Annotated in this window: 20 protein-coding genes; 3 read left to right on the top strand and 17 right to left on the bottom strand. The window is 44.9% G+C overall.

What is annotated here, in order from left to right; all coding sequences use genetic code 11:
- Positions 1 to 23: 23 nt before the first annotated feature.
- The 9 genes from OCV19_RS03095 to ubiT all read right to left on the bottom strand — a co-directional run bounded on the left by OCV19_RS03095 (position 24) and on the right by ubiT (position 7,247).
- Positions 24 to 1,286 carry a NupC/NupG family nucleoside CNT transporter gene (locus OCV19_RS03095; protein WP_017058833.1) on the bottom strand — a complete coding sequence of 421 codons (1,263 nt, stop codon included), beginning with the start codon at positions 1,284 to 1,286 and terminating at the stop codon, positions 24 to 26.
- 204 nt (positions 1,287 to 1,490) lie between these two features.
- The gene (locus OCV19_RS03090) at positions 1,491 to 2,321 is read right to left on the bottom strand and encodes a TatD family hydrolase (RefSeq protein WP_065676561.1); all 831 of its coding nucleotides are present in this window, start codon (positions 2,319 to 2,321) and stop codon (positions 1,491 to 1,493) included.
- Positions 2,302 to 2,457 carry a DUF5363 family protein gene (locus tag OCV19_RS03085; RefSeq protein WP_167352286.1) on the bottom strand — a complete coding sequence of 52 codons (156 nt, stop codon included), beginning with the start codon at positions 2,455 to 2,457 and terminating at the stop codon, positions 2,302 to 2,304. The genes OCV19_RS03090 and OCV19_RS03085 overlap by 20 nt, the downstream gene beginning before the upstream one ends.
- 105 nt (positions 2,458 to 2,562) lie before the next feature.
- The gene (prfC, locus tag OCV19_RS03080; RefSeq protein WP_017059244.1) at positions 2,563 to 4,143 is read right to left on the bottom strand and encodes a peptide chain release factor 3; all 1,581 of its coding nucleotides are present in this window, start codon (positions 4,141 to 4,143) and stop codon (positions 2,563 to 2,565) included.
- A 194-nt stretch (positions 4,144 to 4,337) separates the two neighbouring features.
- Positions 4,338 to 5,099: an IS5 family transposase gene (locus OCV19_RS03075; protein ID WP_086738309.1), complete on the bottom strand. Its 762-nt coding sequence runs from the start codon at positions 5,097 to 5,099 to the stop codon at positions 4,338 to 4,340.
- 88 nt (positions 5,100 to 5,187) lie between these two features.
- Complete coding sequence (gene rimI / locus OCV19_RS03070) at positions 5,188 to 5,643, bottom strand: ribosomal protein S18-alanine N-acetyltransferase (protein WP_050633586.1); 456 nt, start codon at positions 5,641 to 5,643, stop codon at positions 5,188 to 5,190.
- Positions 5,636 to 6,034: a DNA polymerase III subunit psi gene (locus tag OCV19_RS03065; RefSeq protein WP_065676721.1), complete on the bottom strand. Its 399-nt coding sequence runs from the start codon at positions 6,032 to 6,034 to the stop codon at positions 5,636 to 5,638. Before OCV19_RS03065 ends, rimI begins: the two co-directional genes overlap by 8 nt.
- Positions 6,035 to 6,232: 198 nt before the next feature.
- On the bottom strand, positions 6,233 to 6,736 hold the full coding sequence (locus OCV19_RS03060) for a GNAT family N-acetyltransferase (RefSeq protein WP_065676720.1): 504 nt from the start codon (positions 6,734 to 6,736) through the stop codon (positions 6,233 to 6,235).
- Entirely contained in the window at positions 6,720 to 7,247 is a 528-nt protein-coding gene (gene ubiT, locus OCV19_RS03055) for a ubiquinone anaerobic biosynthesis accessory factor UbiT (protein ID WP_065676719.1), read from the bottom strand. Before ubiT ends, OCV19_RS03060 begins: the two co-directional genes overlap by 17 nt.
- Positions 7,248 to 7,505: 258 nt before the next feature.
- On the opposite strand from ubiT, the gene OCV19_RS03050 reads away from it, so the two are divergent.
- The 3 genes from OCV19_RS03050 (at position 7,506) to OCV19_RS03040 (ending at position 11,633) form a co-directional block, all read left to right on the top strand.
- Positions 7,506 to 9,545, top strand: coding sequence for a bifunctional diguanylate cyclase/phosphodiesterase (locus OCV19_RS03050; RefSeq protein WP_065676718.1), 2,040 nt, complete (start codon positions 7,506 to 7,508; stop codon positions 9,543 to 9,545).
- 177 nt (positions 9,546 to 9,722) lie between these two features.
- Complete coding sequence (gene ubiU / locus OCV19_RS03045) at positions 9,723 to 10,736, top strand: ubiquinone anaerobic biosynthesis protein UbiU (protein WP_065676717.1); 1,014 nt, start codon at positions 9,723 to 9,725, stop codon at positions 10,734 to 10,736.
- An 18-nt stretch (positions 10,737 to 10,754) separates the two neighbouring features.
- Positions 10,755 to 11,633, top strand: coding sequence for a U32 family peptidase (locus OCV19_RS03040; RefSeq protein ID WP_065676716.1), 879 nt, complete (start codon positions 10,755 to 10,757; stop codon positions 11,631 to 11,633).
- A gap of 85 nt (positions 11,634 to 11,718) precedes the next feature.
- Here OCV19_RS03040 and OCV19_RS03035 read toward each other — a convergent pair whose 3' ends face one another.
- From OCV19_RS03035 to infB, 8 genes are all read right to left on the bottom strand, one after another.
- Positions 11,719 to 13,056 carry an MATE family efflux transporter gene (locus OCV19_RS03035; protein WP_050633591.1) on the bottom strand — a complete coding sequence of 446 codons (1,338 nt, stop codon included), beginning with the start codon at positions 13,054 to 13,056 and terminating at the stop codon, positions 11,719 to 11,721.
- Positions 13,057 to 13,144: 88 nt separating this feature from the next.
- On the bottom strand, positions 13,145 to 13,552 hold the full coding sequence (locus OCV19_RS03030) for a MarR family winged helix-turn-helix transcriptional regulator (RefSeq protein WP_017056675.1): 408 nt from the start codon (positions 13,550 to 13,552) through the stop codon (positions 13,145 to 13,147).
- A gap of 152 nt (positions 13,553 to 13,704) precedes the next feature.
- On the bottom strand, positions 13,705 to 14,628 hold the full coding sequence (nlpI, locus tag OCV19_RS03025) for a lipoprotein NlpI (RefSeq protein ID WP_048605659.1): 924 nt from the start codon (positions 14,626 to 14,628) through the stop codon (positions 13,705 to 13,707).
- A gap of 124 nt (positions 14,629 to 14,752) precedes the next feature.
- Complete coding sequence (pnp, locus tag OCV19_RS03020; RefSeq protein WP_019819855.1) at positions 14,753 to 16,873, bottom strand: polyribonucleotide nucleotidyltransferase; 2,121 nt, start codon at positions 16,871 to 16,873, stop codon at positions 14,753 to 14,755.
- Positions 16,874 to 17,251: 378 nt separating this feature from the next.
- The gene (gene rpsO / locus OCV19_RS03015; RefSeq protein WP_010436144.1) at positions 17,252 to 17,521 is read right to left on the bottom strand and encodes a 30S ribosomal protein S15; all 270 of its coding nucleotides are present in this window, start codon (positions 17,519 to 17,521) and stop codon (positions 17,252 to 17,254) included.
- 218 nt (positions 17,522 to 17,739) lie between these two features.
- A complete protein-coding gene (gene truB, locus OCV19_RS03010) occupies positions 17,740 to 18,693 on the bottom strand; it encodes a tRNA pseudouridine(55) synthase TruB (protein ID WP_065676715.1) in 954 nt (317 codons plus the stop codon).
- Complete coding sequence (gene rbfA, locus OCV19_RS03005; protein ID WP_017065964.1) at positions 18,693 to 19,106, bottom strand: 30S ribosome-binding factor RbfA; 414 nt, start codon at positions 19,104 to 19,106, stop codon at positions 18,693 to 18,695. Before rbfA ends, truB begins: the two co-directional genes overlap by 1 nt.
- A gap of 134 nt (positions 19,107 to 19,240) precedes the next feature.
- On the bottom strand, positions 19,241 to 21,931 hold the full coding sequence (gene infB, locus OCV19_RS03000) for a translation initiation factor IF-2 (RefSeq protein ID WP_065676714.1): 2,691 nt from the start codon (positions 21,929 to 21,931) through the stop codon (positions 19,241 to 19,243).
- Between the last annotated feature and the right edge of the window lie 6 nt (positions 21,932 to 21,937).

Below are 21,937 nucleotides of genomic sequence, written 5' to 3'. Positions count from 1 at the left end.
TCTATATATCGATTTCTAACTAATTAGAAAGACAGGAAGAAGCCAGCAATTGTTGCTGCCATCAGGTTAGATAGAGTACCAGCAATTACCGCTTTAACACCCATACGTGCGATGTCGTGGCGACGGCTTGGTGCAATACCACCTAGACCACCTAGAAGAATCGCAATTGAAGAAAGGTTTGCGAAACCACATAGTGCGAATGCGATGATAGCTTGAGTCTTCTCAGACATCACTTGACCAGTTGCTGCAACAACTTGAGCGTTTTCACCAACGTATGGTACGAAGTTTAGGTATGCAACGAATTCGTTAACAACTGTCTTCTGACCAATGAAAGAACCAGCGATAGTTGCTTCTTCCCATGGAACACCAATGATGAATGCTAGCGGTGCGAAGATCCAACCTAGAAGAAGTTCTAGAGTTAGGTTTTCCATACCGAACCAACCACCGATGCCACCTAGGATACCGTTGATTAGAGCAATTAGACCGATGAATGCTAGTAGCATTGCACCAACGTTAAGTGCTAGTTGTAGACCAACTGATGCGCCACCTGCTGCTGCGTCGATAACGTTAGCTGGTTTGTCATCGCCACCGTCCATTTCGTCAGCGATGTTGTCGTCTGGCGTATCTGTTTCAGGCTTGATGATTTTAGCGAATAGTAGACCACCAGGTGCTGCCATGAATGACGCTGCAACTAGGTACTCTAGAGGTACACCCATAGATGCGTAACCTGCTAGTACACCACCAGCTACAGAAGCCAAACCACCACACATTACTGCGAATAGTTCAGAGTTAGTCATTTTAGGAACAAATGGACGAACAACTAGAGGTGCTTCAGTTTGACCAACGAAGATGTTTGCTGCTGCAGACATAGACTCGGCGCGAGAAGTACCTAGAGCTTTCTGAAGACCACCACCAAGAACTTTGATTACAATTTGCATAACACCAATGTAGTAAAGTACAGAGATAAGTGCAGAGAAGAAAATCAGAGTTGGTAGTACTTGGAAAGCAAAGATGAAACCGATACCGTCAACTGAAAAGTTAACTAGGCTGCCGAATAGGAAACCAGTACCGTCTTTACCGTAGTCGATCACGTTTGCTACACCAGCAGAGAAACCTGCAAGTAGATCACGACCCCAAGGGATGTAAAGTACGAATGCACCAAGTGCGAATTGGATAGCGAAAGCGCCACCCACTGTTCTTAGATTAATAGCTTTGCGGTTGTCAGATAGTAGTACTGCGATTGCGATCAGTGCAACCATTCCGACTAGGCTCATAAACAGGCTCATAGTTTATGACTTCCTTATTAGTTATTTATTGGCGTGTTACAAAATGGGGCTATAAAGCGGAGGCAATTATACTCATGCGACCACTAATAAAGTAATGCCGTCCTCACACTTTCGTAGAAGATTCATGTACCATTCACACGCAAATGTGAGCCAAATCACAAGCTCAGTGCAATTTACGCAAACGATAAACAAAAACCTTCGGTTTTATTCACATATACCGAATGCGCGATGGCTATTTTGCCAAATTTGCGCTGCAATCGATTGCTTTGGCTCTTTTCTAAGCAAAAAAAGTTCATTTAAGATCGTAACTAAATATTTGGAATGATTAACATTTCCTTGGTTTCCATACAGGGGCATGTCCGGAGCATCCGTTTCCAATACCAGACATTCAAGGGGCAATTTTGCCATGGTTGTGCGTGTTTTTTGCGCTCTCGGGTAAGTTATCGTTCCACCGACGCCAATATAGAAACCGAGCTTGATCCACGCTAAAGCTTGCTGTTCACTCCCTGAAAAGCCGTGAATCACACCACCTAAGGTGAACTTATGCTGCTTTATTAGCTCGATAAGTCGGTTATAAGACTTCCTCTCATGGATGATTAAAGGCAGCTCAAACGCCTTGGCAAGTTCCATTTGTTGGATGAAAAAGCGCTCTTGTTTCTCTCGTTCAACGTCCACAAAAAAGTCGAGCCCGCACTCACCTATCGCGACACATTGGCTGTTTTTTGAAGAGAGTAATTGGCGAAGTTCCGAAAATTGTTCGTCATTGGCCTGCTCTAAAAAGTAAGGATGGAAGCCTAATGCATAGTAAACATTGGGGTGAGATTGAGCGATTTCATCGAGCTTCCTCCAGTTACTTTGGCCAATAGAAGGGATGATTAACTTCTCGACTTGAGCTTGCTTTGCTTCTTTAAGATAGCCATCAATACTTTGATCAAGTGTAGTTCCCTGATCAATTACAATATGTTGCTCAAACGCCTCAAAATCCGCATGGCAATGAGTATCAAACAGCGGAAAGTCACTTATTTGCTGTGTCATCTTCCCTACTCTCTGTTTGTTTCCCTTGAGGATCACGACGATAAGCAACACAACTGCGCTTGTTCTCAGGCATTAAGCCAAGCTCTTCACACCACTTATCGTATTTCCTAACCCAAGCTTTTATCCAACCCAACATAACTGCTTCTAACCTCAGCCTTTAAACCTCAAATAAAACGCATTAAAAAACGCCTATTGCAGAACAATAGACGTTTTTGTTTAACTCGAATAGATCGCGGAGAAATTAGTGCTCGCGCGTCGCTCGGAACTGAACTTCAGGGAAGCGTTCAGAAGCAAGGTTCAAGTTCACCATAGTTGGTGCGATGTAAGACAGGTTGTCACCGCCATCTAGCGCAAGGTTAGATTGGTTCTTACGTTTGAATTCTTCTAGTTTCTTAGCGTCATCACATTCAACCCAGCGAGCTGTTGCAACGTTAACACCTTCGTAGATAGCTTCTACGTTGTATTCCGCTTTCAAGCGCGCTACAACCACGTCGAACTGAAGCACACCAACCGCACCAACGATCAGGTCGTTGTTCTGCATAGGACGGAATACTTGTACTGCGCCCTCTTCTGAAAGCTGCACTAAGCCTTTTAGAAGTTGCTTCTGCTTCAGTGGATCGCGTAGACGGATACGACGGAATAGCTCAGGTGCAAAGTTAGGAATACCAGCGAACTTAAGGCTCTCACCTTGAGTAAAGGTATCACCAATCTGGATAGTACCGTGGTTATGTAGACCGATAATATCACCCGCGTATGCTTTCTCAGCACGAGCACGGTCACCCGCCATGAAGGTTACCGCATCAGAGATACTTACACTCTTACCAGTACGAACATGGTTCATCTTCATACCTTGGTTGTAAGTACCCGACACGATACGCATGAATGCGATACGGTCACGGTGTTTAGGGTCCATGTTTGCTTGGATCTTAAATACGAAGCCAGAAAACTTCTCTTCTGTCGCTTCAACATCACGCTCGTTAGCTTGACGCGTTTGAGGCGCTGGAGCCCATTTCGTTAGACCATCAAGCATATGGTCAACACCAAAGTTACCTAATGCAGTACCGAAGTAAACCGGCGTTAGTTCACCCGCAAGGAACAGTTCGTGATCAAACTCAGGGCAAGCACCGATAACAAGCTCTAGCTCTTCACGTACGCTTTCCGCAAGATCAGCACCTACCGCTTCATCTAGCTCAGGGTTATCTAGACCTTTGATGATGCGAACTTCTTGGATCTCATGGCCGTGGCCAGATTCATACAAGATCGTTTCATCACGATGAATGTGGTAAACACCTTTAAACTCTTTTCCACAACCAATTGGCCATGAGATTGGAGCACAAGCCATACCTAGCTCGCTCTCTACTTCATCAAGCACTTCCATTGGATCACGAACGTCACGGTCAAGTTTGTTCATAAACGTTACGATTGGCGTATCACGCAGACGTGTTACTTCCATTAGTTTACGAGTACGATCCTCGACACCTTTCGCAGCATCGATAACCATCAAACAAGAGTCAACCGCTGTTAGCGTACGGTACGTATCTTCCGAGAAATCTTCGTGTCCTGGAGTATCTAGTAGGTTTACTAGGCAATCATTGTATGGGAATTGCATTACCGACGTAGTTACCGAGATACCACGTTCTTTTTCCATCTCCATCCAGTCAGATTTAGCGTGCTGGTTAGAGCCACGGCCTTTTACGGTACCCGCTTTTTGAATCGCGTTTCCGAATAAAAGAACTTTTTCAGTAATCGTGGTTTTACCCGCATCCGGGTGAGAGATAATCGCAAACGTTCTACGTTTGCTCACTTCTTGTTGGAAAGACATAGTCGCCCTTTGCTGATCTAAAGCGTAAAAAGGGCAAGTAGATAATACTTGCCCTTGAATTCTGTGTGCGGATTATACAGAAAGCGTGTCACTTTCTAAAGGGTCAGTTTACACCCTATTTTTCGCGTACTCTCTGCTTAGCTAAAAGCTACAGTATGACTAGGGCGTGTTGATCTTTGCTGTACATTTCGCGTTCAACAATACATCGGTAGCCACATTAACATGAATGCCAGCGATAACATGCTGGCATAATTCCTTTCTAGCTTGTCATATCTACTTGAAATAGCTCGATAATGCTTAATTCTCCCAAAGGCATTTTCGACCAAGTGACGATACTTGTATAAACACCAATCCATACTGTCTTTGTCTATATCTTGTCCGTAATTGCGTTTAGCAATTACCGTTTCTCCGCCACGTTCCTTAACAAAAATACGGAAAGGTTCGCTGTCATATCCTTTATCACAAACGATGGTATTAACTTCATCGAGTTGCTCAACTAAGCTTTCGGCATGCACTATATCGTGGCGTTGTCCCTCTGATAAATCAAAGCAAATCGGCAGGCCACCACTATCTACGGCTAAGTGAATTTTGGTTGAGTTGCCCCCGCGACTTTTTCCTATTTGCTCTGAACTTTCAGTAGCTGCACCTGTACTATGCTGATGTGCTCTAACTATAGAGCCATCAAGAAATACCCATTCAAAATCAGCCATGTTAGATAAGCTTTTGAAAAGATTATCTAAAATCCCTTTCTTTGACCAAAGATTAAATCGTCTGTAAACGGTACTCCACTCTCCGAACTCAGAGGGTAGATCTCGCCAAGGAATACCTGTTCTCATTCGATAAAGTATTCCTTCAAATGTCATTCGATGTTCAGTTTTATCGTAAATACGACCTGTACTTTTCATAACTTGGAGTAGCAGTTCCCAGCGAATATCAGTTAGCATTGTTCTTGGCATGGTATTGGTTATGGTTTTACTTTTGGCGAAGCAAATTATAACTCTTTACCATGCTGTTCAAAAAACACTCACGAAAGATCAACACGCCCTAGCTAAAAGACATAAAAAGATAGCTCATAATGATGGCGTCTTCGTTGCCTTGCTTGGTTGGATAATAGTTACGACGGCGATCAACTTCATTAAAACCGGCCTTTTCGTAAAGATTAAACGCATTCACATTACTTTCGCGAACTTCTAGCCAAGCGCTTTCTGCGTCAGCTTGTTCGCACATATCAAGGAAATGTTCCGTTAACGCTTTTCCATACCCTTTGCCTTGCTGGCTTGGGTCTACCGCAATATTAAGCAGCGTGACTTCGCCAACGATATTCTGCGCGAAGAAGTACCCGACCACTTGCCCATCGACTTCAAGCACATGATGACAAGCGCCTCGGCTATCAAGATCTCGGATCATGTTTTCAGACCAAGGGTGAGAATGCGCGGCCTGCTCTATCTGCCAAATGGCATCTAGGTGTTGTTGTGAAGTCGGTAAAAATTGATTAGTCATAAGCACAAATTTGTTGCCATAAGTCGCGGCGGTGTTGGGTGTTACCGTTAATGTCAGACAGTAATGGCGATTGAAGTGTTTTAGCCTTCAGCTCTTGAGGCGACTCACAACCAGCAAACCATACCCACTCAACCGAACCTAAATCCACAGTAGACAAGTGTTGCGGTTGAAGGTGTAAAGCCTGAGATAAGTCGAGTTTGATACTTTTGAGTACTCGCTCAAACATCACGGCGAGATCTTCCTGAGGTTTTTCAGGCGAAACCAACAGTAACTTGCAATCGTTCGAGAGCGGAGTCAATTCAGATTCATAACCTGCTAAACGCTCTGGGTGACTTAGTTCCCATTGGCTAATGCCCATCTCTTGTAGGTATTGCGCGTGTGTTTGTGACATATCTAGCGGTAGTAACCTTAAGTTTATTGGAGCCAAAGTTTATTGAAACAAGAAGTTTGTTAGAACTAGTTTTGTGAAAGCTGCCTCTATTGAAAGAACACTTATTAGAACTGGGCTGATACTAACAAAAAATAAAGGAGCATCAAGCTCCTTTATTTAGACTAAATCAGTTTGTATCTTATTGCGTGATAAATCAGCTTATAAGTCGTTGAACTCTGGGCTGTAAGCAATCTCACCAGCATGTCCAGTAAATGCACCGTCTACCAATTCGATCGCTTGGAAAGCACCTTCAGGCACATCCCAAACACAACTCAGGCCAAACTCGCTCGCAGCCTTGAAACCAAAGCGGCTGTAATAAGCAGGGTCACCAAGCACAACGCAAGCTGGGTAACCAAAATCAACCAAAGTGGAAAACGCATCTTCAACTAGAGATTTGGCAATGTCTTGATTGCGGAACTCTTCTTTCACAGCGAGAGGCGCAAGCCCTTGCCAGTTATGATCGTCGCCATCAAGAGTGATAGGGCTAAACATCAGGTGACCAACCACCTCGCCTTCATCAGAACAAGCCACCAGCGATAGCGTTAAATGGCTATTCTCACGCAAGCTCATAACCAAGTTAGCTTCTGCATCTGTTTCAAAAACAGATTTCAATAAACGATCAATGACAAGTATATCTGCCGGTGCTTCAGTTCGAATAAGCATTCATTACCTCACTTTGTGTATCTGGGGATTGTACTCCCTTCTGCACAAAATCAGCTAATTGATTTAACAAAGTTTTCATAGGAGTCGGCAATAAGTCCAAATCTACGCTATCCATCAAGTTTTTGACTTCTAAACCGAGCTCGGTATCGCCTTCAATAGACAGTCTACGTTGGAAGAAAAGCGTATCTGGGTCTTCTTTACGCCCCGCAATCAACACAAGATCGTTAAGATTGCCGCTAAAGCTTACATCTTCAGCCACCTCTTCATCAGCTACAACCAGTTGCTCATTTTTGTAGCTAATACACCAACTTAACCCCATGTCTTTTATTGAGACTTTCAGCCATTTGTCTTCTAAAAACTCAAAGTCACCGTCCTCTAAAGCTTCCTTGAAGACATTCTTAAGCGCCTCCAATAAGGCTTTTTTTTGTACTGTTTTAGGCAATAACTGGACTGGAGATCGCAAAATTGATGCGGCATTTTGAACTAGTTGAGTGCGAATCTTGTTTATCACGTGACTTATCCGTAACTTTGTCAATAATATGGAATGCATCATAGATGATGTTGAGATCTCAGTTACTGTTATGTATCAAATTAACTTCTGTTTGATACTCGACCTTTAATATCCTGAAAATCACAGTTATAGTAACTCAGGTAATGAGAATTACAGCGGATCGCTGCACTCACAGGTAAATATCGATAGCCACACAAAAAGTAATAAATATTTATCGATAGTGAATATTCAAGCTCTTGGAGAATTGGTAGTACTTTGATGCCTCCCCAGCAACTACAACATTGGTTTACCCAGCTAACTGCAAATAGTCCGTTCTTTTTTGCAGTACTTGATGCTCAACATAACTATTTTATGGTGAATGAGCGTTACTGCGATATTGCTGGTTTGAGTCAAACAGAGCTTGCAGGCATGAATGACCGCCAAACATTGGGCGAACAGTTCTACCAACATCTCAAGCCTTACTATGAGCGTGCATTCAGTGGCGAAACGATTGAGGCCGAAGTCACCCTCAACGAAACTGACCTCGATACCAGCCTTCATTTCAGCCTATCTCCGCTTACCAATGGCAACAAAACCGACTACATCGTCTTTCACGCCTTTGACACATCAGAAAACCAAGTACTTGTCCGTTCTTTAGAAGAGTCTGAAGCCAAATTCCACAAACTATCTCAACTACTCCCAGACGGATTACTGCTCGTTGAAAGTGACTACATCTTGTCATCCAACCCAGCAGCAGCGCGCTTGCTTGGCTTTAACTCAACCACAGAGTTAATTGGCGAAGAGTTGGGACGCCTATTTATCGATGAACAAACCAAAACAGTCTTTAGTAATAACCTCAGCTCTATTATTTCTGAATCTGGTTTGGTTTGCTTAACAGGTGCCCGATGCGGCTTTGAACGTAAAGTTCAGCTCAACATCGACTCCACCACCGTTCTTGGAAGCAACACTCAGCTGGTGCTTATCCAAGACGCACAAGAAACCGCAAAACAATATACACCGGCAAACAGTGAAGATGCCTACATCGATGCACTGACCAAGCTCTACAACCGAGTTGGGTTTACTAAGCGTCTTGAGCAGTTCATTCACAACGATACGCAGGTGGTGATGCTCTATCTAGATATTGATAACTTTAAGAATATCAATGACTCACTTGGTCATCACATCGGTGACAAGGTGATAAAAGAGGTCGCTTCGCGCCTTAAACGCCTACTGCCTCGTAAGGCCGTGATTGGGCATTTAGGCGGGGATGAGTTTGGTATTATCCTGCCAGAACCTGAACATCAACGAACACCTGAAATGCTCGCTGAAAAGATCATATCTCTGATCAATCAACCCTTCGATCTTCACCACTTTAGCAAACGCTTAGCCTGTTCGATTGGTAGCGTGAGCTTTCCTCAAGATGGTACTGATGCTCGTATCTTGCTGCAAAATGCAGACACAGCAATGTATGAAGCCAAAGATCGTGGTCGCAACCGCCTGATCAAGTTCAACGAACAGATGAACAAAGAAGCGCGCATGCGACTGTGGCTTGAGATAGAGCTACAAAAAGCGCTGCAACAAAATGGACTAGAGGTTTGGTATCAACCGAAAGTGAATGCCCGTGATTTCACCATCAACGGCGCTGAAGCTCTGGTACGTTGGAAGCATCCTGTCGAAGGTTATATCAGCCCGGCCGCGTTCATTCCTGTAGCGGAGAGAGCTGGTCTTATCGAACAACTTGGTAGAGTGGTGATGCGCGAAGTATTTGCTACGGTTAAACGCTGGAAGATGCAAGGTATCCTTCCAGGTCGTGTCGCGATCAACCTATCTCCAGAACAGTTTGGGAATCCAAAGCTGATTGATTACATGGAAAAATTGCTGCGTTCGACCGAGCTTGATCCAAGTGCGATTACGTTCGAGCTAACGGAAAGCGCGGTAATGAGTGATAGTGAACACACACTTCAAATGCTTAACGCCATCAAGAAACTCGGCTTTGCTCTCTCCATTGATGATTTCGGTACTGGTTACTCTTCACTGTCTTACCTTGCTCGCTTCCCGATTGATGAACTTAAGATTGACCGAGCTTTCATCTCGGATATCGATACCCTACCAAAGCAAATTACAGTGATTGAAAATATCATCAATCTAGGTAAATCTCTCGATTTGACCGTGGTTGCTGAAGGTGTCGAAACCAGTGAGCAAGCGACTCTGCTATCGAACCTCAACTGTAGTTCGATTCAAGGTTTCCACTTCTATCGCCCGCAACCGAAACAAGATGTCGAAGAGTTGTTTGCCCAAAACCGCCGTCATAAGAACTAGCTAACCAATTCAAGTACCTCATATTTAAACCAAGCCAACATCTAAAACGGTCACTCGTCAGTACCTCAAACGGAGTAAAAGCAGATTTATCCATCTAAACCTGCCTTACATCAATTCCGTCATTCACAATTCTTCATAAAATGCTCGCTTCAACTTAATTCTACTGGTAGTGAGCAAATGGAACTCTTATGCCCAGCGGGTAACTTACCTGCTTTGAAAACCGCTATTGATTGTGGTGCGGATGCTGTCTATATCGGATTCAAAGACGATACCAATGCCCGACACTTTGCAGGCCTAAACTTTGCGGGTAAAAAGCTCGATCGTGCTGTGCAGTATGTGCATGACCACAACAAGAAAATTCATGTTGCCCTAAATACGTTTGCTCACCCAAATGGCTTCGACCGTTGGACCAATGCCGTAGACAACGCCGCAGCTCTGGGTGTTGATGCGCTGATCATCGCAGACATTGCGGTGCTTGAGTACGCAGCAAATAAGTATCCAGATCTCGAACTGCACCTGTCAGTGCAAGCATCTGCGACCAATGCGGCGGCTATCGACTTCTACCATAAAAACTTCAACGTTAAGCGTGTCGTACTGCCGCGTGTGTTGTCGATTCATCAGGTCAAACAGCTTTCTCGTAATATCACTTCTGACGTTGACCTTGAAGTATTCGCTTTTGGTAGCTTGTGTATCATGGCAGAAGGCCGTTGTTACCTCTCTTCATACATGACAGGCGAGTCACCAAATACCGTTGGTGCTTGTTCTCCGGCGAAATACGTTCGCTGGCAAGAAACAGAAACTGGCCTCGAATCTCGCTTGAACGAAATCCTTATCGATAAATATGAATCAGGTGAAAACGCAGGTTATCCAACGCTGTGTAAAGGCCGCTTTGAAGCCGAGATCGATGGTGAACGTAAGCGCTATCACGCACTTGAAGAGCCCACCAGCCTCAACACGCTATCCATGTTGCCTGAGCTTTTCGCGGCAAACGTTGCCTCAGTGAAGATTGAAGGTCGCCAACGCAGCCCTGCTTATGTTGAACAAGTCACTCGCACTTGGCGCGCAGCTATCGCTCGCTACTTAGCGAACCCAGAACAATACCAAGTGGAACAAGCTTGGAATGCGACACTGGCGAATGTATCTGAAGGTACACAAACCACGCTTGGCGCTTATCACCGTAAATGGCAATAGAGCCAAATGGAGAACTCAATGAAATACGCATTAGGCCCTCTACTTTATTTTTGGCCAAAACAAGACGTTGAAAGCTTCTATGAGCAAGCGAAATCAAGCTCTGCCGACATCATCTACCTAGGTGAAGCGGTGTGTTCAAAGCGTCGTGAGATGAAAGCGAAACACTGGATGGACATTGCTAAAGAGCTGTCTACTTCAGGTAAGCAAGTTGTCCTCTCGACCATGGCATTGCTCGAAGCGCCAAGCGAAGTCAACATCATGAAGAAGTACATTGATAACGGTGACTTTGCTATCGAAGCCAATGATGTGTCTGCAATTCAACTAGCCAGCGAAAGCAAAGTACCTTTCGTGGTTGGCCCTGCAGTAAACACCTACAACGCACGCACGCTAAACCTGTTCTTGAAACAAGGTATGACGCGTTGGTGTATGCCGGTTGAGCTTTCTCGCGAATGGCTAAGCAACGTGATGACCCAGTGTGAAGAGCTAAATATTCGTAACAAGTTCGAAGTTGAAGTGTTTAGCCACGGCTACCTGCCGCTTGCTTACTCGGCACGCTGCTTTACCGCTCGCGCTGAAAACAAAGCTAAAGACGATTGCGAAACCTGCTGTATCAAGTACCCAACAGGGCTACAAGTAGAAAGCCAAGAAGGCCAATCAGTCTTCAACCTTAATGGCATCCAGACGCAATCAGGCTACTGCTACAACCTAGTCAACGATTTACCAAACATGCATGACCTGGTTGATGTGGTTCGTTTAAGCCCACTCGGTATCGATACCTTCTCTGAAATCAATAACTTCAGAGCAAACGAGCAAGGTCAAAAACCGATGAAGATTGAAAGCCGCCAATGTAATGGTTACTGGCATCAGCTTGCAGGTTTAGACGTTAAGAACATCTAGTTCCTCGCATTGAACTAACCAGCAACAGATACAAAAAAGGTCTAGCATTCGCTAGACCTTTTTAATTCGACTTAAGAAACACGACCTATGCCGTCGCTGTTTCCATCGGTGAGGCATCGAGCTTCTTTAAGTCTTTGTAAAGCATTACCATCACCACCACACTTAGTGCGATGTTAGACAGTGGGTACGCAATCCAGATCCCCGGCACACCGTACAACTTAGGCATAATGTACAAGAAAGGTAACTGGATCAGCATGTTACCTATCGTCACAAACATCGCCTTGCTGCCCTTGTTCACTGCCTGATAGTAAGCACCTGCGACTACCAAGAAGCCATCCAGCGCTAAGGCAAACATGTGAAGTCGAATACCCAACACGGTGTACTCAACTAACTGAGGTTCGTCTGAGTTAAATACTGATACAAACTCACGTGGGAACGCGTTCAAAAGCAGCACGAAAGCCACACCAATCAATACCGAACTCATCATCGCTATCTTAAGTAACTTACGGATGTTCGCTTGGTTACGCGCACCATGGTTGTAGCTCACCAATGGCTGCATGCCGTTGGCGATACCTTCCGCTGTGAGGTAATAAACTGTCACGATGTAGCCCAAAATAGCGTAAGCACCAATCATCAACTGGTCGCCATATTGAGAGAACAACGCATTGTGCAGCGCCACCATCATCGAACCATAAGCGTACATAAAGAAGCTTGATGTACCAATGGCGAAGATTTGTGGAATCACATCCAGCTTCAGTCTCAACTCATTCCAACGTAAACGTAGGTTTGCTCGACGTGAGAAGAAGTAAGCCAAGCCGAGAGCCGTTACTACAAACTGGGCAATCGCTGTTGCTAATGCTGCACCCATCAACTCCCAGCCATAGAGCGCGATAAACAGGTAATCGAGTACGATGTTAATCACCGCACCAACAATCATCAGTATCGTCGCTAGATTAGGGCTATCATCGTTACGCAGTAAAAACGGCATCGCGATCGAACCTAACGTGAAGACACTGGCACCAATCAGAATGTGTAAGTACTGCAGGCCAAGTTCATACACTCGCCCTTCAGCGCCCTGCCAAAGCAAGAAGTTATCAGCAAACAAGAACAGCAATGCAGAGACAATAGGCGTTATCGCTAACAACAAGGTTAAGCCCGTTGCTAAGATCTGTTTAGCGCCTTGAGTATCTTTTTCACCTTGGCGAATCGAGACAAGCGCACCTGTGCCCACACCCACCAACATACCAATACCGAGAATCGAACCAATCACAGGCCACGCAACATTGATACCTGCAAGACCATCAGCCCCCACATAGCGGCCGATGAAGATGCCATCCACCACTTGGTACAGGCCATTAACCAACATGGCTGCCACAGTAGGGATTGTGTATCGCCAAAACTGGCGACTAATTGAGTTACTCATTTCTTATTCTACTTTCATTTGTGAGTCGCATATCAACAAGATATGACTCGAAAAATTAGTTAACAAGGCTAACTAAATATCTAAATATTTACTTCAAAGCTTTATTTAATAATAAGTTTAGCTGCTGAGATTCTTGCTCAGACAAACGACTTTCCAGTATCTGTGCCATGACCTGATAGATCTTACTTTCTTCTTCCAAGCCCACTTCAGCTTTGCTGGTCAATACGACCAACTTAGACCTAGCATCTTCGAGCGAAGCTTTACGCTCCACAAGCCCCTTTCTCTCAAGCCTTTGAACCATAGTGGTTGCTGAAGGTTTGGTTACTTGCATTTCAATCGCCAGATCAGTCAATCGGATCGGTTCAGGAGAGGCTTGGATGACCTTCAAATAGTCATACTCATTGAAGCTCAATTGGCAAATAGGATCTTCATTTACCTGAGTGCGCCATATCTTAGAGGCGAAGCGCTCAATCTTTTCTAAATTCTGGTTCAGCATACTCACCTAATCAAAAATGGCATTTAGTTAGCAAGGCTAACTATTTTAGTGTTGTTTAAATAAAAAGCAATCAAAACGAGATGAAGATCATAAAAAAGGAGCATAAAAAAACCGCTGACAGGCAGCGGCTTTTCGGAATCAAAATGTGTTGCTTACTTAGCGTTGGCTTCTTCTTCGGCCTCAGCCAGCTTAACTTGCGCTAAGTGTTCGGCTTTGAGCGTGGTGAAGATACGGCTTAACTCTAAGAAAGAGTAACGGTGTTCTACGTATTCATACACGTTAAAAGAAACCGCTAACTTGTACAAAGAGATAGCATTCGCGTAGTCACCATTCATATGGTAACGCTTAGCAAGGTAGAAGTACGTCTCTGTTAGGCGCTGCGCAAGTAACGTGTTGTCACGAGTACCGGTTAAGATCGCCTTGAAAGCCTGCTCTTCAGTAATATCATCAAGCATAATCGCGACTAATACCCAGCCCCACTGCTCATCACGGCTCTCATAACGTTTTTGTAAATCAAGCTTAGCTTGTTCTGGCGTTAGCTCATGCTGAATGATGTACAACCACAGAGCGCGAAACGGATCGCTAGGATCATCGGCATAGTGCTTCATCATCTCTTCATTGGCTAAGTCGTAACGCTCGCCATAATAAAGCGCGATAGAGCGGTTTCTTTCTGCGTAAGAGTTTGCAGGATCAAGCTCTAACGTAGAATCAAAAGATTCATAAGCTGCATCAAACTCCCCTACCTGCGTAAAGTAAACACCCAAAAGATTAAAGATATCAGGTTGAGCAGGGTTCAATGAAAGAGATTGGTTGAAGTCGAGACGCGCGAGATCACGCAGGCCAACACTGTCGTAGTAGTTACCACGTTCAAACAGCATCTTAGCTCGAACTTCATCGTTCAAATCTGGGCGCTGTAATAACTGACTAAGACGTGCAATTTGAACTTCTTGCTGAACGCTTGGTTGCAGTGGCACAGCCATCGGTGGATAAACCCAACGTGAGGTGTTATCTGATGTTGTCGCACAACCTGTTAGTACAAGCAGTAAACACATACTCGCGGTTTGAAACCATTTCACAAATAATTACTCCTGTTATGACCGCAATAAAAAAGGGGAGCGATATGCTCCCCTTTATAACATGCTTTGTTGACGATAGGTTAGAAATCACTAAAAAGCGATATCACCATCGACACACTGAGAATTACTCAGCAGCAGGTGCTTCGCCTTCAGCTGGCGTTTCAACTGCTTCTTTCATGCTTAGACGTACACGGCCTTGACGGTCAATTTCAAGAACCTTAACAGGAACTTCTTGACCTTCAGTTAGGTAGTCAGACACTTTCTCAACGCGCTTGTCAGCGATTTGAGAGATGTGTACTAGACCATCTTTACCTGGAAGGATAGTAACGAATGCACCGAAGTCAGCTAGACGAGCAACTTTACCTTGGTAAATGCGGCCAACTTCAACTTCAGCTGTGATCTCTTCGATACGACGGATAGCTTCTTTAGCAGCTGCGCCTTCAGTAGCAGCAATCTTGATTGTGCCATCGTCTTCGATTTCGATTGTAGTACCCGTTTCTTCACAAAGAGCACGGATAACTGCGCCGCCTTTACCGATAACATCTTTGATCTTATCAGAGCTGATTTTCATTGTGTGGATACGTGGAGCGAATTCAGAGATATCTTCACGAGCACCAGAGATAGCTTCATCCATTACAGAAAGGATGTGCTTACGTGCACCTTGCGCTTGGTTAAGTGCAATTTGCATGATCTCTTTAGTGATACCTTCGATCTTGATGTCCATTTGAAGTGCAGTGATACCAGCGTTAGTACCTGCTACTTTAAAGTCCATGTCACCTAGGTGATCTTCGTCGCCAAGGATGTCAGAAAGAACAACGAAATCGTCGCCTTCTTTAACAAGACCCATTGCGATACCCGCAACAGAAGCTTTGATTGGAACACCAGCATCCATAAGAGCTAGAGATGTACCACATACAGAAGCCATTGAAGAAGAACCGTTAGATTCTGTGATTTCCGATACAACACGAACTGTGTATGGGAATTCTTCAACAGAAGGCATTACTGCTTGGATACCACGTTTAGCAAGCTTACCGTGACCAATTTCACGACGCTTAGGAGAACCAACGAAACCAGTTTCACCTACACAGTATGGAGGGAAGTTGTAGTGTAGAAGGAAGTTGTCTTTCTTCTCACCCATTAGGCTGTCGATGATTTGAGCATCACGTTGTGTGCCAAGCGTTGCAGTAACAAGTGCTTGAGTTTCACCACGAGTGAATAGAGAAGAACCGTGTGTACGTGGAAGAACACCAGTACGTACGTCTAGCGCACGAACCATGTCTTTTTCACGGCCATCGATACGTGGGTTGCCAGCGATGATGCGGCTACGTACTACGTTTTTCTCTAGAGAACCAAGCATGCCGCGGATTTCGCGCTCATCTAGGTTTTCGTCTTGTGCAATTAGAGCTTCAACAACGTCGTTCTTGATTGCGCCAACTTGCTCGTAACGAGCCATTTTCTCAGTGATCTGGTACGCGTCAGATAGACGAGTTTCAGCAAGTTCAGCAACTTGAGCTTTAAGCTCAGTGTTAACTGCTGGCGCTTCCCAGTTCCAAGATGGAGTTGCAACTTCAGCAGCAAACTCGTTGATTGCTTTGATTACAACTTGTTGTTGGTCGTGACCGTAAACAACAGCTGAAAGCATTTCTTCTTCAGATAGGTTATCTGCTTCAGATTCAACCATAAGTACTGCGCCTTCTGTACCAGACACAACTAGGTCTAGTTTAGAGTTTTCAAGCTCAGTATTTGATGGGTTAAGAACAAGTTCGCCGTCGATGTGACCAACACGTGCAGCACCGATAGGACCATTGAATGGAGCACCAGAGATAGCAAGTGCAGCAGACGTTGCGATCATAGTGATCATGTCTGGGTTTACGTCAGGGTTGATAGAAACAACCGTAGCGATAACTTGAACTTCGTTTTTAAACGCACTTGGGAAAAGTGGACGAATTGGACGGTCAATCAGACGAGCTGTTAGTGTTTCGCCTTCAGATGGACGACCTTCACGCTTGAAGAAACCACCAGGGATTTTACCCGCAGCGTATGTACGCTCTTGGTAGTTTACTGTTAGTGGGAAGAAGTCTTGACCTGCAACTGCTTCTTTCTTAGCAACAACAGAAACGAATACTGATGTATCGTCCATAGTCGCCATTACAGCAGCAGTAGCTTGACGTGCAATTACGCCCGTTTCTAGAGTAACGGTGTGGTTACCGTACTGGAACGATTTTACAACTGGTTTTTCAAACATTGTATATCCTTAGCTCTAAAGTCAGACTTTAGATTAAGTGAATAATGACTCAAGACATTACCAATCGCGACTAGTGAAAAGGGACTTAGGATGGTGACTCTTTGTATGTGTTCATACGCCGAATTAGGACCAAATCCGCCTTTGAATAGTCGCGACCTATTGGCCGACATCTGTGACTGTAATCTCTTGAGAGGTTGATTGCCAAACGCTGAAAACGCTATAGGCGGGCGTAGTATAAACTATTTTTATTAGGAGATATATTTCCTATCAGAAAAAGCCAGATGATATTCTGAGCATCCAGCCTAGCATTTTCTTACAGGCACAAAAAAAGGAGCATAAATGCTCCTTTTCTTCAAACTGTCTTTGCAGACATCGCTATTAGCGACGTAGGCCTAGACGCTTGATTAGGTCTTGGTAACGAGCAAGGTTTTTGCCTTTCAAGTAATCAAGAAGCTTACGACGGCTAGAAACCATACGTAGTAGACCACGACGGCTGTGGTGATCGTGTTTGTGCGCTTTGAAGTGACCTTGTAGGTGGTTGATAGAAGCAGTAAGTAGTGCTACTTGTACTTCTGGTGAACCTGTGTCGCCTTCAGATTGTGCGTATTCTGCAACGATTGCTGCTTTAGTTTCTGCATTCAGAGACATAATTCTCTCCTGATAAGAGTAAGTTTATATTTGTAGCAGCCAATCTCTGATTCAGCCGCTACGCGAGCCGAGGATTATAGGGAAGTTTGTCAGTTGGTGCAATAACAATCGAACCCATTAAAAACGAAAAAAGCGAACCACCTAAATTAGGCGTTCGCTTTCTGTCTTATCTGCTCGCTTTTCACGACTCAGCGCTAAGATCAGACACTATGTAAGCGCTACGCTTGTGGCTCTTCATCTCTGAAAACAACCAAACGCTTCGGTGCAACTCGGCCATCTTCAGCAATCTGAGCAACGCCGACAAACAGCTTCTCTTCGCCACTTGTCATACGAACCGTGCCTTCCGTTGGCGCACCAGCAACCTGAACTGGCATACCGTGCTGAACTAAGTCAGTCAGTTCCGCGTTCAGGTTCACTTCTGGTAAGTCTTCAACAGCAGTGTCCATTGGCATCAGCAGAGGATCAAGCAGCTCTTTCGGTGCAATTTCTTGCGTCTGTGCTTGCTCTAGGATCTCGTTTAACTGCTCCAAAGTAACCATACGCTCGTATGGGTACTTTGCAACACCTGTACGACGAAGCATAGTCACGTGGGCACCACAACCTAGCATCTCACCAAGATCGTCGGTAATTGTGCGGATGTATGTGCCTTTCGAACAATGCACTTCCATTTCAACTTCATCACCTTCAAAGCGAAGCAGTTCAATTGAGTACACAGTGATCTTACGAGACTCACGAGGAACATCGATACCTGCACGTGCGTACTCGTACAAAGGCTTACCTTGATACTTCAATGCCGAAAACATTGATGGTATCTGATCGGTTTCACCCTTGAAGCTCGCAATGCAACGCTCAAGCTGTTCTTGAGTCACGTTAACATCACGTGTCTCTACCACTTCACCATCGGAGTCAGAGGTATTGGTACGCTCACCAAGCTTAGCGATAACAACGTAGCGCTTATCAGAATCTAGAAGAAACTGAGAGAACTTCGTCGCTTCACCAAGACAAATTGGCAGCATGCCAGTCGCAAGAGGATCCAGAGCACCGGTGTGCCCTGCCTTCTCTGCAAAGTAAATACGCTTTACTTTTTGCAGTGCATCATTAGACGAAATGCCCGTCGGCTTATCTAATAGAATTACCCCGTTGATAGGGCGACCTTTACGACGGCGAGCCATTACTCTTCGCCCTTAGACTGAGTTTCGTCAGTGCGGCCAGCTTCTTCTTGCTTACGCTTGTCGTCGTTCAGAACTTCACTTACTAGGTTAGACATACGCATGCCTTCTACTAGTGTGTTGTCGTAAGTAAAACGAACTTCAGGCGTTAGACGGTGGCGAATACGCTTACCAAGAGCCATACGAACTGGCACTTCATGCTCTTTAAGAGCTTTAAGACATGATTCAGGAGTTTGCTCACCAACACATAGGAAAGTCACGAACACTTTTGCGTAAGCAAGGTCACGAGACACTTCTACGTCTGAGATAGTTACCATACCGATACGTGAGTCACGAACTTCACGTTGTAGGATAAGCGCAAGCTCTTTTTGAAGCTGCTGAGACACACGTTGTGTGCGGCTAAATTCTTTTGACATTTTCTTTTCTCACTTAGAAAGATGGGGGGCTTGGTAATTACCAGCCCCCCATGGTGTATTCAACAACCGATTACTTATTACCTTTACTAGTAATGTTAGTAACCTTAGTCAATATGTCGAGTCGTACAGACTGATTAGTCTAGAGTACGTTTAACCTCAACGATTTCGAATACTTCGATCTGGTCACCAACGCGAACGTCGTTGTAGTTCTTAACGCCGACACCACACTCGTAACCGTTCTTAACTTCTTGAACGTCATCTTTAAAGCGACGAAGTGACTCTAGTTCACCTTCGTAGATAACAACGTTTTCACGAAGTACACGGATTGGGTTGCTACGCTTAATCGTACCTTCAGTAACGATACAACCAGCGATTGCACCAAGTTTAGGCGACTTAAATACGTCACGAACTTGTGCAAGACCAATGATCTCTTGACGGAATTCAGGAGCAAGCATACCGCCCATCGCCTGTTTAACTTCGTCAATCAGTTGGTAAATGATTGAGTAGTAACGTAGATCTAGGTTTTCGTTCTGAACCGTGTTACGCGCAGTTGCGTCAGCACGAACGTTGAAACCAAGGATGATAGCGTTAGAAGCTGCAGCAAGAGTTGCATCAGTTTCAGTAATACCACCAACACCAGAACCTACGATGTTCACTTTCACTTCGTCAGTTGACAGTTTCAGTAGAGAGTCAGCAATCGCTTCTACAGAACCTTGAACGTCAGCTTTAAGTACAACGTTAAGCTCAGCAACTTCGCCAGCCGTCATATTCGCGAACATGTTCTCTAGTTTCGCTTTTTGTTGGCGAGCTAGTTTAACATCACGGAATTTACCTTGACGGTAGTTCGCAACTTCACGTGCTTTACGCTCATCACGTACAACAGTCGCTTCATCGCCTGACGAAGGAACACCAGAAAGACCTAGAATTTCTACAGGAATAGATGGACCTGCAGTTTCGATGTCTTTACCGTTTTCATCACGCATTGCACGAACACGGCCGTACTCTTGACCACAAAGAACGATGTCGCCTTTGTTTAGAGTACCAGACTGTACTAGTACTGTTGCAACTGGACCGCGACCTTTATCAAGACGAGATTCAACAACAACACCAGACGCCATGCCTTCTTTAACCGCTGTAAGTTCAAGAACTTCAGACTGAAGAAGGATTGCTTCTAGAAGGCCATCGATGTTTGTACCCTGTTTAGCAGAGATGTGAACGAAGATGTTCTCACCGCCCCATTCTTCAGGGATAACGTCGTATTGAGCTAGCTCATTCTTAACGTTGTCTGGGTTTGCACCCTCTTTATCGATCTTGTTCACAGCAACAATCAGAGGAACGCCTGCCGCTTTCGCGTGCTGGATTGCTTCGATTGTTTGTGGCATTACGCCATCGTCTGCTGCAACTACAAGTACAACGATATCTGTCGCTTGAGCACCACGAGCACGCATAGCTGTAAACGCCGCGTGTCCAGGAGTATCAAGGAAAGTGATCATGCCGTTGTCAGTATCTACGTGGTAAGCACCAATGTGCTGCGTGATACCGCCAGCTTCGCCAGAAGCAACGTGTGCTTTACGAATGTAATCAAGTGTTGAAGTTTTACCGTGGTCAACGTGACCCATGATAGTAACAACAGGAGCACGACCTTCAGCGATAGCATCGCTATCACGGTCAGCTAGTACTGCTTCTTCAAGTTCGTTTTCTTTACGTAGGATTACCTTGTGACCCATTTCTTCAGCAACAAGTTGTGCTGTTTCTTGGTCGATCACTTGGTTGATAGTCGCCATAGCGCCCATCTTCATCATTACTTTGATAACTTCAGTTGCTTTAACTGACATTTTGCTAGCCAGTTCAGAAACAACGATAGTTTCGCCGATAGCAACGTCAGATTTAGCAACAGTTGCTGACTTATCGAAGCCTTGCTGCATTGAAGTTGGTTTAGCAAGCTTACCTTTACCGCCACGACCACGTTGGTTACGACCACCACGGTTGTTTGCAGGTTGGTTAGCAGGAGCTGCTTTCTTCTTGCGACGACGAGGTGCTTTCTCATCTTTCTTATCTGCCGCATCTTCAGCTTCACGAGCGTAAGTAGAAGTAGTCACATGGTAATCCGCAGATTTCTCTTGCTCTTTCTTCTTCTTCTCTTCTTCAGACCAACGTTCTTGGTTCTCTTCTGCTAACTTACGAGCTTCTTCAACAAGCTTAGCTGCTTCAGCTTCTGCTTTACGAGTTGCTTCTTGCTCTTGACGAGCTTTAAGTTCATCCGCTTCTTTTTTCGCTTGTGCGTTAGCGTCTGCATTTTTTGAATTCATGTCTTTTTTAGCCTTTTCAGCTTGTGCGCGTTGAGCCTTCTCTTCAGCTTCACGTTTTGCATCCGCTTCACGTGTTACTTTTTCTTCGGCTTCGCGCTGTGCTTTCTCTGCAGCATCACGTTTCGCTTGCTCTTCAGCATCGCGTTGTGCTTTCTCTTCCGCTTCACGATTAGCTACTTCCTCAGCTTCACGTTTCGCTTCATCTTCAATAGTGCTGCGCTTCACGTAAGTACGCTTTTTACGTACCTCTACTTGAACATCCTTACTCTTACCGCCTCCAGCGGCAACACTTAGCGTGCTGCGGGTCTTGCGTTGAAGAGTTAAACGAGTCGGTTCTGTTTCGCCTGAAGTATCGCCGTGCTCCTTTTTAAGGTGCGTTAGCAATGTTTGCTTCTCTGAATCAGTCACTTGATCCGACCCTGCTTTCTTCATGCCTGCATCAGCAAGTTGTTCAATTAAGCGGTCAACTGGCGTACCAATCTCTTCACTCAGTGCTTTAACTGTTAATTGTGTCATACCGCT

Origin of the sequence: Vibrio celticus, assembly GCF_024347335.1 — a bacterium.
GTDB classification, from domain to species: domain Bacteria; phylum Pseudomonadota; class Gammaproteobacteria; order Enterobacterales; family Vibrionaceae; genus Vibrio; species Vibrio celticus.
Note: the sequence above shows the minus strand (reverse complement) of the source record. Positions and strands in the feature narration are given on the sequence as shown.

Bases quoted from the DNA above. Each gene is read 5' to 3' on its own strand.
- OCV19_RS03040 (WP_065676716.1), top strand. From the start codon at position 10,755: ATGAAATACGCATTAGGCCCTCTACTTTATTTTTGGCCAAAACAAGAC.
- OCV19_RS03035 (WP_050633591.1), bottom strand. From the start codon at position 13,056: ATGAGTAACTCAATTAGTCGCCAGTTTTGGCGATACACAATCCCTACT.
- OCV19_RS03050 (WP_065676718.1), top strand. From the start codon at position 7,506: ATGCCTCCCCAGCAACTACAACATTGGTTTACCCAGCTAACTGCAAAT.
- pnp (WP_019819855.1), bottom strand. From the start codon at position 16,873: ATGTTTGAAAAACCAGTTGTAAAATCGTTCCAGTACGGTAACCACACC.
- rimI (WP_050633586.1), bottom strand. From the start codon at position 5,643: ATGACTAATCAATTTTTACCGACTTCACAACAACACCTAGATGCCATT.
- OCV19_RS03030 (WP_017056675.1), bottom strand. From the start codon at position 13,552: ATGCTGAACCAGAATTTAGAAAAGATTGAGCGCTTCGCCTCTAAGATA.
- ubiU (WP_065676717.1), top strand. From the start codon at position 9,723: ATGGAACTCTTATGCCCAGCGGGTAACTTACCTGCTTTGAAAACCGCT.
- OCV19_RS03090 (WP_065676561.1), bottom strand. From the start codon at position 2,321: ATGACACAGCAAATAAGTGACTTTCCGCTGTTTGATACTCATTGCCAT.
- rbfA (WP_017065964.1), bottom strand. From the start codon at position 19,106: ATGTCAAAAGAATTTAGCCGCACACAACGTGTGTCTCAGCAGCTTCAA.
- OCV19_RS03075 (WP_086738309.1), bottom strand. From the start codon at position 5,099: ATGCCAAGAACAATGCTAACTGATATTCGCTGGGAACTGCTACTCCAA.
- prfC (WP_017059244.1), bottom strand. From the start codon at position 4,143: ATGTCTTTCCAACAAGAAGTGAGCAAACGTAGAACGTTTGCGATTATC.
- truB (WP_065676715.1), bottom strand. From the start codon at position 18,693: ATGGCTCGCCGTCGTAAAGGTCGCCCTATCAACGGGGTAATTCTATTA.
- OCV19_RS03065 (WP_065676721.1), bottom strand. From the start codon at position 6,034: ATGTCACAAACACACGCGCAATACCTACAAGAGATGGGCATTAGCCAA.
- OCV19_RS03060 (WP_065676720.1), bottom strand. From the start codon at position 6,736: ATGCTTATTCGAACTGAAGCACCGGCAGATATACTTGTCATTGATCGT.
- rpsO (WP_010436144.1), bottom strand. From the start codon at position 17,521: ATGTCTCTGAATGCAGAAACTAAAGCAGCAATCGTTGCAGAATACGCA.
- OCV19_RS03085 (WP_167352286.1), bottom strand. From the start codon at position 2,457: ATGTTGGGTTGGATAAAAGCTTGGGTTAGGAAATACGATAAGTGGTGT.
- infB (WP_065676714.1), bottom strand. From the start codon at position 21,931: ATGACACAATTAACAGTTAAAGCACTGAGTGAAGAGATTGGTACGCCA.
- OCV19_RS03095 (WP_017058833.1), bottom strand. From the start codon at position 1,286: ATGAGCCTGTTTATGAGCCTAGTCGGAATGGTTGCACTGATCGCAATC.